Consider the following 12,472-nt stretch of genomic DNA (forward strand, 5'->3'; position numbering starts at 1 on the left):
GTGCCCAGTCTGTGGGATGGCCCGGGGGCAACGCTACCCCTCAGCCCACCGATGCCAGCGCCAGCGGCAGCACCGCCCGGGCCCCAGCCCGGCGCAGCAGTCGTCCGGCCACGGTCATGGTCCAGCGGGAGTCGACGAGGTCGTCGACCAGCAGCACCGGCCCGTCGAGAGCCGCCAGCCGCCCCGCCAGCTGCGGCCCCACCCGGAACCTGTCCCACACGTCGCGCACCCGGTAGGCGCTGTTGGTCGACCCGCGCAGGGGCTCCGCGGCCGGGTTCAGGTCAAGCGGGCCGAGCAGGTCGAGGCGGCCGACCTGCGCGATGCCGGTGGCCAGCGATTCCACCAACCGTGGACGACCCAGGCCCGGCACCCAGACGACCCCCACCGGGCGCTCGGCCCAGCCCCACCCGGCCAGCACCCGCACCACCGCCTTCGCCAGGTCTGCCGGCACCTCGGCGTCGACTGCACGCCCGTCGCGGTCGGTGGCGAACAGCTCGCGCAGCGCGGCGCCCCAGCCGAGGTCGGTGAGTCGGGCCACTGCCCGGCCCTCGTCGACGAGCTCGTCGGGTGGCAGCTTGCCCTTGACGGGCTTGCCATCCGCGGTGACCTTGAGGGTGTCCAGCCCCGAGGGCCACATGGCCCGCGGTGTGATCGGCACCCCGACGTGGTCGATGCCCTGCTCGGCCCGTTCCAGCGCCGTCACGGTGATGTCAGTCGGGTACCAGGGGTCGGCGCACACGTCGCAGCGCCCGCAGGCAGCCGACTCGGGGTCGTCCAGTGCGGCGGTGAGGAAGGCCATGCGGCACCCCTCGGCGCCGGCACCGTCAGCGCCCAACCGCTCATAGGTGAGCATCGCCTGCTGCTCGTCGACGCGGGCGGCGGCGATGCGTTCGTAGCGTTCGGCGTCGTAGGCCCACCGTGCGCCGGTCGAGACCCAGCCGCCCGACACGTTCTCGACGGCTCCGTCGACGGCGAGCACCTTCAGCAGCAGTTCGAGCGGGCTGCGGCGGATGTCGACCCGCGCCTCGAGTGCCGCCACCGACAGCGGCGTGGGGGAGTCGGCGAGGGCAGCCAGCACGGCGTCGGCGCGCTGCTGGGTGGGCATCGCGTTGGTGGCGAAGTAGTGCCAGATCTCCCGGTCTTCGACGCCCGGCAGCAGCAGCACGTCGGCGCTCGCGGTCGCCCGGCCGGCGCGCCCGACCTGCTGGTAGTAGGCGACCGGTGAACTGGGGGCGCCCAGGTGCACGACGAAGCCGAGGTCGGGCTTGTCGAAGCCCATGCCGAGCGCCGAGGTGGCGACCAGGGCCTTGACCTCGTTGGCCTTGAGCGCCTGTTCCGCTTGTTCGCGTTCGGCGGCGTCGGTGCGTCCGGTGTAGGGCAGCACCCGGTGCCCGGCGGCGGTGAGCAGCGCGGCGGTGTCGTCGGCCGCGGCCACGGTGAGGCAGTAGATGATGCCGCTGCCGGGCAGCGAGTCGAGGTGCTCGGCGAGCCAGGCGAGCCGCCGCGCGGGGGTGCCAACGTCGAGCACCCCGAGGCGCAGCGAGTCACGGGCGAGGGCGCCGCGCAGGGTGAAGACCTCATGGCCCCCTGCGGCCATCTGTTCTTCGACATCGGCGACCACCCGGGCGTTTGCCGTGGCGGTGGTGGCCAGCACCGGCACCCCGTCAGGCAGTTCGGCGATCAGGTCGCGGATGCGCCGGTAGTCAGGGCGGAAGTCGTGGCCCCAGTCGCTGATGCAGTGCGCCTCGTCGATGACGAGCAGGCCGCAGTCAGCCACCAGGCGCGGCAACTGCTGCTCACGGAACCTCGGGTTGACAAGGCGTTCCGGAGAGACGAACAGCACGTCGACCGTGCCGGCGTCGAGCTGGGCCTCGATGTCGCGCCACTCGGTGACATTCGCGGAGTTGATCGCCGCGGCCCGCACCCCTGCGCGCTCGGCCGCGGCGACCTGGTCACGCATCAGCGCCAGCAGCGGCGAGACGATCAGCGCGGGCCCGGAGCCTGCGCGGCGCTGCAGCAGGGCGGCGATGAAATAGACCGCCGACTTGCCCCAGCCGGTGCGCTGCACGACCAGCGCCCGGCGGTGGTGGGCGACCAGGACCTCGATGGCCTCGTACTGGCCGTCATGGAACTCGGCCCCGGGACGTCCGGTGAGGTCACGCAGCACGGCCAGCGCCTCGTCGCGCAGGCCCTCGGGGGAGCGCTGCACGGCGGTGGCGGGCCGGTCGGTGGCGGGCGCCGTGTCACGCGGCTGCTCGTCCGGCGCCCAGTAGGCATCGTCGGGCGGCAGGTCGTCAGGATCGGGCGGGGGCTCGCTCAACCAGAGGGGGTCGCTCATGGGCACAGCCTTTCACCCCGGTCTGACAATTGCTGCCGCAGACGGCGTGGGCTGTGGACAGTATCCTGAATGCATGCCCGACGTCGCCATCACACCCGAGACGCTCGCCCTGCGCGAGCTGATCGAGGCGTACCGTGATGAGTTCCAGGTGCTGCTCGACCGCTACGGCGCGACCAACCCGAGGCTGTTCGGCTCCGTCGCCCGCGGCACTGCCCAGGCGGGCTCCGACATTGACATCCTCGTCGAGATGGATCCTGCTGCCGGGAACCTCCTCATGCGGGCATCCGGGCTGATGGAGGAAACGCGCGCGCTGTTCGGACGCGACGACGTGGACGTGTTTCCGGTTCAACTGCTCAAGCACCCGGTCTCTGCCACGGCTCTCATTGACATGGTGGCGCTATGAGCCGCGATCCGGCCGAGCGAATCGCGGACATCCTCGCCGCCATCGAGCGATGCCAGCGCTACGTCGTAGCTCTTGGTGGCGACACAGATCTTGTGGAAATGGCAGAGGACGCGATCGAGCGCAACCTGCAGATTATCGGAGAAGCGGTGAACAACCTTCCCGAGGAGGTCACGGCTGCGCATCCACTGATCGGGTGGCCGCAGATCAGGGGATTCCGGAATATCCTTGTCCATCGGTACTTCGGGGTCGACGTGGAGGTTGTCGGCGAGGTCGTGGTGACGCATTTACCGCCGCTTGCCGACGCGCTGCGCAGCCAGATCCTCGACATGGACGACGATGTCGAGGATGATTTCGACATAGAGTTCGAGCCGCTGCACATCGAACTACAGGTGCCGGACTTGGGAGATGGGACGCCTCCTGTCAATGCAGGGTCAACGTAGGTCAATCCAGCACCTCACACGGTGCCAAAGTGACCTAAGATCACCCGAGTTCCCTGGGGCAACACGTGCACCAGCGCTCCGACCGGCCAGAGCGCTCCCAGCACAAGGCTCACGACCATCGGGTGTTGCGTGGGCGTCAAGGGGTGGACGGCGGTGGGCAGCACGCCGGGCATGAGCGTCAGGGCGAGCACCAGGATCGCCGGCACCAGCACCCCGCGCGGCAGGAAGCGTCCGACCATGGCCGCCGCACCCACAACGCCGCCGCACAGCGCCAATGTGGGGAACACCACCTGCCCCGGAGCCCCCAGCGCGAGCCACCACATGCCACAATGCCATCGCGGTGAGGCCTGCACCCGGACGGCGAGAACGGGGGCCATCGACCCCGAGCCGGCTGCCGATCGAGGTGATCACGTTGATCCACCAGTGGCGACGTGACCAGCATGGTTTGCCCGCTGGATCACAGCAGAACTGGTCGATCTGGGTTACGGGTGCAGCGTGCGGACCGTGTCAAACAGGTCAGAACAACTCGGGATCAGTCGCCTCCGTGACCCGGACCCGACCGCTGGTGCTCAGGTGGCTGGTCTATCCACGCCTGCGGGCACTGAGCGATCGCGCGCTTTCCCGATCGGCACGAGCCGAGACGGTGCGCTGACCGACCCGCACCCTCAGCCCGCCAACACCACGCCCGCGCCGTCGTCGAGCAGTCGCTCCGCCAGCCGCACCCCCACCCCGGCTGCGTCATCCACCCCACCAGTGAGCTGACCCGCGAACCGCACCGCACCGTCGCGGCTGATCGCCAGTCCCTGCAGCACCAGCTCATCCCCGTGAACCTCAGCCAAGGCCCCCACCGGGGCCGTGCAGCCGGCCTCGAGCCTGGCCAGGAATGCCCGCTCCGCCACCGTACGCGCACGCGTCGCGGCATCGTCCAACCCCGCAGCCAGCCTCGCGGCCACCGAGTCAAGGTCGTCGGCGCGGCATTCGATCGCCAACGCCCCCTGGGCCGCGGCCGGCAGCATCACCGTGGGGTCGAGGAACTCAGTCACATGCTCGCCACGCCCGGCACGGGCCAGCCCTGCTGCGGCCAGCACCACCGCATCCAGCTCACCCACCTTGCCCAGCCGCGTGTCGATGTTGCCCCGCAGGCCGCTCACCTGCAGGTCGGGCCGCACCGCCAACAACTGCGCAGCCCGCCGCGCCGAACCCGTGCCGACCCTCGCACCCTGCGGCAGCGTCGCCAGCGTCAACCCGTCACGGGCCACCAGCACGTCGCGCGGGTCCTCCCGCTGGGGCACCGCCACCAGGGTGATGCCGTCGGCCGGGGCGGTGGGCAAGTCTTTCATCGAGTGGACGACCAGGTCGACCCGTCCATCAAGCAGGGCGTCGCGCACGGCCGAGACGAAGACCCCGGTGCCACCGATCCGCTCCAACGGGGCCAGGTTCACGTCACCCTCGGTACTGATGAACTCCAGCTCAGCGCGCTCCGTACCACCGGCCGCCACCGCCAGGGCATCGGCCACCATCTGCGACTGGGTGCGGGCGAGCAGTGAGGCCCGGGTGCCGATCCGGATCACTGCGTGCCCGCCTTCGCGGCGTTTGCGGCGCCAGCGCAGTCGGCCGCTGAATCGGCCCCGGCCACGGTGGGGCGCAACCGTGCCCCCGAACAGCAGCCGACGCCACACACATCCGGGGTGGCGGGGAACCGGGTGACGGTCTCGACGGGCCCACGTCGTCCGAGTCGCTCTTCGACCAGGTCGACCAGTGCGGCCACGAACCGGGGGTCGGTGCCCGCGGTGGGCGTGCGGACGAAGCCGAGCCCCAGCCCGGCGGCGGTGTCGGCGGCCTCGTGGTCGAGGTCCCACACCACCTCGACGTGGTCGCTGACGAACCCGATCGGCACGCACACGACCGCCGACCGGCCCTGCGCGGCGGCCTGTTCGATGGCGTCGTTGATGTCGGGTTCGGTCCACGGCTGGCGGGGATTGCCCGACCGCGACTGGAACACGAACTGCGATGCCAACGCCACACCGAGTTCTGCCTCGACCCGCGCGTGCACCCAGTCGATCGCGGCCTGGTGCTGGGCGATGTACCAGCCGCCAGACCCCGGACGACGGGTGTCTTCAGGACCTGAGGCGTCCGCCATCGTGTCGGGCACCGAATGGGTCGAATACATCACCACAATGCCCTCGGCGCCATGCGCCTCGGCCAGCATCGCCCGCACCCCGGCCACCACACCATCGGCCACGGGCTCGAGGAACCCGGGCAGGTTGAAGTAGTGCCGCAGCTTGTCGATGCGCAGGTCATCGGCCACGCCCGCGTCGAGCCCGGCCAGCGCCATGCCGAAATCCTCGCGGTACTGCCGACAACCCGAATAGGACGAGTAGGCACTCGTGGCCAGCCCCAGCAGCACCCGGTGGCCGGTGGTGTGCGCCCCGGCGATCACGTCGCTGGTGTAAGGCGCCCAATTGCGGTTGCCCCACAACACCGGCAGCTCGATGCCCCGGTTGGCCAGCTCGGCCTCGAGCGCCGCCTTCAATGCCCTGTTCTGTTCATTGATGGGCGAAACCCCACCCAGCGCCCGGTAATGCGTCGAGACCTCTTCGAGCCGTTCGTCAGGAATGCCGCGCCCGCGGGTGACATTGCGCAGGAACGGGATCACGTCGTCCTGCCCCTCGGGCCCACCAAAACTGGCCAGCAGCAGCGCATCGTAGGGCGCGGTCACATGCGCCACTCCGGTCTGCGTGGTCATCGGCACGTCATGGCGCACGGACGCGTCGATGGCCGAGGGGGCGAGCTGTGGTTCGGTCATGTCATTCCTTGTCAGGGGCGGGTCGGGCAGGTCAGCGGGCGAGCTGTGCTCAGCCCAGCAGCCAGGTCAGTTCTTCGGCGTTGATGCGCCGCCCGGTATAGAACGGCAGCTCCTCGCGCACGTGCAGGCGGGCCTGGGTGTAGCGCAGGTCGCGCATCATGTCGACGAGTTCGATCAGCTCGTCCGACTCGAACGACAGCAGCCATTCATAGTCACCCAGCGCGAACGCGCCCACCGTGTTGGCCAGCACGTTCGGGAACTTGCGGCCCGCCAACCCGTGCTCGCGCAGCATCTCGGAACGCTCGTCCTCGGGCAGCAGGTACCACTCGTGGCTGCGGACGAAGGGGTAGACGGTGACCCACCTCTTGGGTTCGCGGCCGTACATGAACGCCGGGGCGTGGGCCTTGCTGAACTCGGCCTGCACGTGCACGCCGACCGCGGTCCAGGCGCGCGACAGGCCCTGGGCCAGGCCAAGGCTGCGGAAGTACTGCCCAGCGGCCTGCAGCGCCTCGGGCTTCTCGGCGTGGGTCCAGATCATGACGTCCGAATCAGGCTTGAACTCGGTCATGTCATACACGCCGCGCAGGGTGACTCCCAGTTCGGCCAGCCGTTCCTTCCAGCCCGTGAGCTCGGCCTCGACGGATTGTTCCGAGAGGCCGCAGCCGGCCACCTTCGAATAGACGGCGTACTCGGTGTAGGCGATCTGCTCGGCAACCTCGGTCATCGGGTGGGCTCCTGCTTCAGGTGTGTGGCCAGTCCCATGAACGCTACCCCCACCGTCTGACAAGTCCCGAACCGGTCCGTGGTCCAGGGGGTGGCGGCCGATGCCGCCCGCGGTCACACGCCCCCGCTCACACGCCCGCGATCTCGGTCGTGGTCGCGGTCTCTGCCCCGATCGCCACCTGCGAGGCCGTGTCCTCGGGGACGGCCGCAGCCGGCGTCGGGTGGTTCGGGATGAGCCCCGCCACGTGGTCAGCCACCGCCCGCGCATGCGCGCTGATCGCCGCGATGCCGGTGCCGGCGATCCAGGCCCCGGTCAGCGCCAGCCCCGGGTGGTGTGACAGGTGCCCGGCGACCTCTTTCAGCGCCGTCTGGTGCCCCGGCCGGGCCTGGGTCATCGTGGCCCCCCAGCGGGTGACGTCGACGGCCACGACCTGGTCTTCGGTCAGCGGCACGCCCAGGATCTTGCCGGCATCACGAAGCGCTAGCTGCGGCAGTTCGTGACGGGGCGGCAGCTGGTCACCCGAGCGCCCATAGCTGAGCCGCACCACATGCCGGTGCCTGCCGGGCGCGGATTCCTCGGCGGCGCGACGAATGTGGTCCCACTTGGCGGTGGCATGGGTCAGCGCCTTCGCGGTGATGCCGGGCGTGTGTGCCGCCACCAGCGCGCCGTTCGAGCGGGGGGCATCGTCCAGGCGTTCGTCGTCCACGACCAGGGTGACCAGCGCCACCGGCGACGCCTTCACCTCGGGGATCGCGGCCGCGACATCGGGCAGGTGGCTGAGCATGTCGCGCGTGACCACCGCGGGCGTCGAAATGACCACCTGGTCGGCGTGGGCGATGTGGTCGTCGAGCACGATGTTCCAGCCGTCGCCGCGGCCCCGGCGCACGCTGCGCACGTTCATGGAGTTGTAGAACCGCGCCCCGTTCGCCTCGGCCTGCGCCGCGAGCGTTCGGGGCAGCAGGTCGATGACCGGGTCGAGGGACGCGACCGCCGCACCGGACGACGGCGCGTTCTTGCGCAGGGCGGCCACGGCAGCCTGCAGCGAACCCTGCTGGCGCACCAGCGGGTGCAGCCTCGGCGCGATCGAGTCGAGCTCGAGCAGGTCGGGGTGGGTCGAGTGCACCCCGCCGACGATGGGTTCGACCAGCAGCGCCCGCACCGCCCGGCCCATGCGGGCCTCAACATATTCACCGAGCGAGACTCCCGGGCGATAGCCGTAGTCAGCAGGCAGTTGGGCGTCGAGGGCAGCGTGCTGGGCGGCGTCGTGGCCGATCACTGCGACGACATCGTCGGCCAGAGGATCGGCGGGGATGCCCAGGTAGCTGTTGACCGGGCTGGGGAATGAACCGCGGATGTTGATGATCCACGAGGTGCGAGTGGACGGGTAGACGACCCGGTCGCTGAGCCCGAGCTCGTCGACCAGCTCGAACATGTGCGGAGCGGCGGTGGCGAAGCCCTCGGCGCCGGAGTTCAGCTCGAGCCCGGCGACGGTGTGCGCCAGCAGCGCACCGCCCATCAGCGGCGCCGACTCGAACACGTCGACCTCGATGCCGTCACGGGTCAGCTGCCACGCGGCGACCAGTCCGGCGATGCCGCCGCCGATGACGATGCAGCGGCTCATCGGGCGCCCACCCGGGTCAGGTCGTGCACCATGGCCACCAGGTCGGTGAGCACACCCGGGTCGGTGTGCTGCGGCACCCCGTGGCCCAGGTTCACGATGTGCCCCGGCGCGGCCGTGCCGCGGTCGAGGACGCGCCTGACTGCCGTCTCGCGGGCCTGGGGTGTGGCGAACAGCATGGCCGGGTCGATGTTGCCCTGCAGGGGGGTGGTGCCACCCAGGCGGGCGTTGGCCTCGTCCAGTGGCAGCCGGTGGTCGACGCCCATCACGGTCGCCCCGGCGGCGCGCATGGCCACGAGCAGTTCGGCCGTGTTCACCCCGAAGTGGATGCGCGGCACCGGCAGGTCTGTGACGTGGTCGAACACTTCGGCGGAATGCTGCTGGACGTAGGTGGTGTAATCCTCGAGGCTGAGCCCGCCGGCCCACGAGTCGAACAGCTGCACGGCGCTGGCCCCGGCCAGCACCTGCGCACGCAGGAATCGTCCGGACCGGTCGGCCACCCACGCGGCGAGCCGGTGCCACAGGGCGGGGCGGCTGAACATCAGGGCCTTGGTGTGCAGGTATTCCCGGCTCGGGCCGCCCTCGACCAGGTACGACGCGACTGTGAACGGGGCACCGCAGAAGCCGATGAGGGGGGTCGTGGTGAGCTCGGCGGTGGTCAGCCGGACGGCCTCGCGGATGGGGTCGAGCGCTGCTTCGAAGTCATCGGCGCTGGTGGCCTCGAGCGCGGCGATGTCGGCCTCGGTGCGAATCGGGTGGGCGACCACGGGGCCGGTGCCGGGCACGATCTCGACGTCGATGCCGGCCAGCTTCATGGGCACCACGATGTCGCTGAAGAAGATGCCCGCGTCGACGTGGTGGCGGCGCACCGGCTGGCAGGTGATCTCGGCCGTCAGCTCGGGATTCAGGCAGGCGTCGAGCATGTCTGTGCCTTGGCGCACCTCGCGGTATTCCGGCAGGGAGCGCCCGGCCTGGCGCATGAACCACACGGGCCGGTGTGTCGCTCCCGGGATGTCGGGTGAGGGGCGGTGCCCCGTCGCGGCCGCCAGCAGCGGTGAGGTCGAAGTGTGGTGCTGGTGCCAGGGATGGGTCACGTCAAGGTCGCTCATTTGCATTCCATTCTCGCCCAGCCGGCGGGTGCGGGCCAACCGGGGTCGACCAATGAGCGGGCCCGAAGTCTGTGGGCGGTGACCAAATTCCGGGTTGTCGGCACTGGGCATTATCATGGCCGGGTGCTGTTGAGCCTTGCCGCGAGCCACGCCGAGTTGCCGCTCGGCCGGTTGGCCGACCTTTCTGCCGCCACCGCTGACTTCGGGGCGGCGCTGGCAGAGGCGAACGCTGCCCACGATGGGGTGCCGCTCGACGGCTGGGTGGTGCTGAGCACGTGCAACCGGGTCGAGATCCATGTCGATGCGACGCTCTTTCACGATGGTCTCGATGTGGTCGTCGAAGCGCTCGAGCAGGCCACGGGCTGGCGTCGTCCGGAATTGACGACGAGCTTTCAGGTGCGGGCGGGGCGGCCGGCGGCTGAGCACTTGTTCCGGGTGGCGTCGGGGCTCGAGTCGATCGTGCTCGGCGAGGCCGAGATCACAGGCCAGGTGCGGGCGGCATTCAACGATGCGCTGCACGAGGGGTCGACGACGCCGATGCTGAACGAGTTGTTCCAGCATTCGCTGCGGACGGCGAAGCGGGTGAGCTCGGCGACATCGCTGGGGCGTGCCGGCCGGTCGAGCGCCGAGGTGGTGCTGGACACGGCTGCGGCGGCGTTGGGTGGTGGTTCTGGGGCATCGACCTTGGCCGGGCGCCGGGTGCTGGTCATCGGGTCTGGTGCGTACAGCCGGGTGGTCTGCGCCGAGTTGGCGCTGCGCCGGGTCAACGAGGTCGGGGTGTTCTCGCCGTCGGGGCGCCGGTCGGCGTCGATCGATGCGTACGGCTATGAGCATGTGACCGCCGAGACGGTGGACGAGTGGATGCGCGCGGCCGATGTCATCGTCACCTGCTCGGGACAGGGCGTGGCGACGGTGACGGTGGAGTCGCTGGCGGGGCGCGAGGGTGCTGTGCGGCCGCTGGTGGTCATGGATGCGGCATTGCAGTCGGATGTCGCCGACGGCGTGGCCGAGCTGGCCGGGGTGCAGGTGCTGGGGTTGAACTCGCTGGCCGTGGGGTTGTCCGGGGTGGGCGACGAGGCGCTGGCCGAGGCCGAAGTCGTGGTCGGTGACGGTGTCGACCGGTTCGAGAACCGCCGCCGCGAACGTCGCGCCGACCCCGTGATCGTGCGGATGCGCCAGTACCTGCGCGGCATCGTCGACGAAGAGATGGCCTCGCTGCGCACCCGGCTGCCCGAAGAGACGGTGGCCGAGGTCGAACGGTCGGTGCGCCGGGTCTATCGCAAGGTGTTGCACACGCCGACGGTGAACGCGCACCGGCATGCCCAGGCGGGCCAGACGGATGAATACCTGCGCGCACTGCACATGGTGATGGGCATCGACATGGACAATCGTGAGGCGACCGCGGTGATCGACACCGAGAAGCTGCCGCTGGATGCGGTGTTCTCGGCGGTGCAGCAGGCCGAGACCGGTTCAGAGGCGGAGGTCAGCTGATGGGCTGGTTCAACAAGAGCGTGCAGGGTGGCATCGATGTGGCGACGGCGCTGCAGCTGCTGGCCAAGGGCGGCGTGCTCGTGGACGTGCGCACGCTGAGGGAATACGAGGCCGGCCATGCGCCGGGGGCCAGACTGGTCGACCCGAAGCTGGTTGCCGACGACCCGTGGACTGCGGTGCACAGCGATGACCCGCTGGCTGAACCGGATGGCGTGATGGTGTTCATCTGCGACACGGGGCTGCGGTCGTCGATGGCGGCCAAGATTTCCCGGGACCGCGGATACAACGCCGAGTTCGTGGCGAATGGGCTGCGCGGCTGGCGTGAGGATGGGCAGTACTTGATCCCGGGGCCGCCGCGCAATCGTCGCTGAGCCGCCCCGGCGAGTCCGGAGGCTGAATTTGGTGGCTCGGCCGGTCGGCTGGAGCTTGTTCTTTGCAGCGTGGTGGAGTTCCTCGGCGGCCAGCGGGGTCAAGTCCGACAGTGCCTTGTGGTCGGCGATGAAGTCGATCAGAACTTGTTGGGGCGGTCGAGCTCCGCCGCGAAGAAAGCCGATGCCGCCTTCAAAGTATCGTTCGCCCGGCGAAGCTCGGCGTTCTCCCTCTTGAGCTTCTTGATCCCAGCGATGTCGTCGGTGGTGTTGCCGGGCCGGACCTCGCCGTCGATCTCGGCCTGGCGACGCCACTTGCGCAGCTGCTCGGGTGAGGTGATGCCGAGTGATCGCCTTCGACAGCTGGCGCACGCTGTGGATCTCGTTGCTGTTGGCCGTCAGTTTCGGCATCTACGGGGTGCTGAAGAAGTCGATCACGCTGCCGGCGAGCCCGGCCTGCTGGTGGAATCGGGCATCATGCTGGTGCCCTGCCTGGCCTATGTGCTCTGGCTCGAGGGCAGCGGTCGGGGGCACTGGACCACGCCACACCTGTGGTGGCTGTTCATCGTCGGTGGCCTGGTCACCATGATTCCGCTGTGGCTGTTCGCGCATTCGGCCAGGGGCCTGCCGTTGAGCACCATCGGGCTGATGCAGTACATCGCGCCCACCCTGCAGTTCCTGGTCGGGGTGCTGGTGTTCCGGCAGCCGGTGGCCCCGGTCTTCTGGGTGGGGCTGGTGATCGTCTGGGCCGGGTGCCTGGTGTATATCTCGGGGCGGCTGACCGGTCCCGGGACGCGACCGGGGGCCGCCCGGTCAGAGGGCCTCACAAGTGTCAGGTGAGCGCCACCACGCTGCCGTCAGGTCGGACGAACGACCGGGTCCCCAAGGCTTGGCTGAGCGAGAAGGCCACCGCGGTGAGTGGCGGCCCTACCGGGTGCACTGGCCGCTCGTCCTTCCGGTACGTCACTGTGATCTCGATCGTCTGGTCGTTCTCATCGACCTCGACCCTGATCGGCTCCAGAGCATGGTGAGGAACCCAGGCCATCGCCTCGAAGTTGCGATCCCCTTCGCCCATGCGTCGCACCGACTCCACCTCCAGACTGACCCGGTCACTGCTGCAGGCAGACAAGGATCCCACGATGGCCACCAAGGCCAGGGCGCGGCGGCTCAGCATC

The 12,472-nt window shown here is 69.8% G+C and carries 12 protein-coding genes and 1 pseudogene; 4 read left to right on the forward strand and 9 right to left on the reverse strand.

Annotated elements, in window-relative coordinates; genetic code table 11:
• Positions 1 to 40: 40 nt before the first annotated feature.
• Positions 41 to 2,338 carry a RecQ family ATP-dependent DNA helicase gene (locus tag ACQCX5_RS06095; protein ID WP_434541121.1) on the reverse strand — a complete coding sequence of 766 codons (2,298 nt, stop codon included), beginning with the start codon at positions 2,336 to 2,338 and terminating at the stop codon, positions 41 to 43.
• Between the two features lie 73 nt (positions 2,339 to 2,411).
• Here ACQCX5_RS06095 and ACQCX5_RS06100 point away from each other — a divergent pair, with 73 nt between their 5' ends.
• Both ACQCX5_RS06100 and ACQCX5_RS06105 read left to right on the forward strand, forming a co-directional pair.
• Entirely contained in the window at positions 2,412 to 2,741 is a 330-nt protein-coding gene (locus ACQCX5_RS06100; protein ID WP_434541122.1) for a nucleotidyltransferase family protein, read from the forward strand.
• Complete coding sequence (locus ACQCX5_RS06105) at positions 2,738 to 3,181, forward strand: HepT-like ribonuclease domain-containing protein (RefSeq protein ID WP_434541123.1); 444 nt, start codon at positions 2,738 to 2,740, stop codon at positions 3,179 to 3,181. The genes ACQCX5_RS06100 and ACQCX5_RS06105 overlap by 4 nt, the downstream gene beginning before the upstream one ends.
• 14 nt (positions 3,182 to 3,195) lie before the next feature.
• On the opposite strand, the gene ACQCX5_RS06110 is transcribed toward ACQCX5_RS06105, so the two are convergent.
• The 6 genes from ACQCX5_RS06110 to hemE form a co-directional block, all read right to left on the reverse strand.
• Positions 3,196 to 3,504, reverse strand: coding sequence for a hypothetical protein (locus tag ACQCX5_RS06110; RefSeq protein ID WP_434541124.1), 309 nt, complete (start codon positions 3,502 to 3,504; stop codon positions 3,196 to 3,198).
• 342 nt (positions 3,505 to 3,846) lie between these two features.
• Positions 3,847 to 4,749: a hydroxymethylbilane synthase gene (gene hemC / locus ACQCX5_RS06115; protein WP_434541302.1), complete on the reverse strand. Its 903-nt coding sequence runs from the start codon at positions 4,747 to 4,749 to the stop codon at positions 3,847 to 3,849.
• Positions 4,749 to 5,987, reverse strand: a complete 1,239-nt coding sequence (locus ACQCX5_RS06120) for a ferrochelatase (protein ID WP_434541125.1) — start codon at positions 5,985 to 5,987, stop codon at positions 4,749 to 4,751. The genes hemC and ACQCX5_RS06120 overlap by 1 nt, the downstream gene beginning before the upstream one ends.
• A gap of 49 nt (positions 5,988 to 6,036) precedes the next feature.
• Positions 6,037 to 6,711 carry a hydrogen peroxide-dependent heme synthase gene (gene hemQ / locus ACQCX5_RS06125; RefSeq protein WP_434541126.1) on the reverse strand — a complete coding sequence of 225 codons (675 nt, stop codon included), beginning with the start codon at positions 6,709 to 6,711 and terminating at the stop codon, positions 6,037 to 6,039.
• A gap of 127 nt (positions 6,712 to 6,838) precedes the next feature.
• Positions 6,839 to 8,332 (reverse strand): protoporphyrinogen/coproporphyrinogen oxidase, encoded by a 1,494-nt coding sequence (locus tag ACQCX5_RS06130; RefSeq protein ID WP_434541127.1) that lies wholly within the window; start codon positions 8,330 to 8,332, stop codon positions 6,839 to 6,841.
• Positions 8,329 to 9,438: a uroporphyrinogen decarboxylase gene (hemE, locus tag ACQCX5_RS06135; RefSeq protein ID WP_434541128.1), complete on the reverse strand. Its 1,110-nt coding sequence runs from the start codon at positions 9,436 to 9,438 to the stop codon at positions 8,329 to 8,331. The genes ACQCX5_RS06130 and hemE overlap by 4 nt, the downstream gene beginning before the upstream one ends.
• A gap of 123 nt (positions 9,439 to 9,561) precedes the next feature.
• Here hemE and ACQCX5_RS06140 point away from each other — a divergent pair, with 123 nt between their 5' ends.
• Together ACQCX5_RS06140 and ACQCX5_RS06145 are read left to right on the forward strand one after the other, a co-directional pair.
• A complete protein-coding gene (locus tag ACQCX5_RS06140; RefSeq protein ID WP_434541129.1) occupies positions 9,562 to 10,929 on the forward strand; it encodes a glutamyl-tRNA reductase in 1,368 nt (455 codons plus the stop codon).
• Complete coding sequence (locus tag ACQCX5_RS06145; protein WP_434541130.1) at positions 10,929 to 11,300, forward strand: rhodanese-like domain-containing protein; 372 nt, start codon at positions 10,929 to 10,931, stop codon at positions 11,298 to 11,300. Before ACQCX5_RS06140 ends, ACQCX5_RS06145 begins: the two co-directional genes overlap by 1 nt.
• Positions 11,301 to 11,443: 143 nt before the next feature.
• Here the strand turns inward: ACQCX5_RS06145 and ACQCX5_RS06150 are convergent.
• Together ACQCX5_RS06150 and ACQCX5_RS06155 are read right to left on the reverse strand one after the other, a co-directional pair.
• Positions 11,444 to 11,644, reverse strand: a pseudogene (locus ACQCX5_RS06150) (transposase); the annotation flags it as partial.
• A 485-nt stretch (positions 11,645 to 12,129) separates the two neighbouring features.
• Positions 12,130 to 12,471, reverse strand: coding sequence for a hypothetical protein (locus ACQCX5_RS06155; protein WP_434541131.1), 342 nt, complete (start codon positions 12,469 to 12,471; stop codon positions 12,130 to 12,132).
• Position 12,472: the final 1 nt, after the last annotated feature.

The sequence above is a fragment of the Aestuariimicrobium sp. G57 genome (assembly GCF_050110855.1).
Lineage (GTDB): Bacteria > Actinomycetota > Actinomycetes > Propionibacteriales > Propionibacteriaceae > Aestuariimicrobium.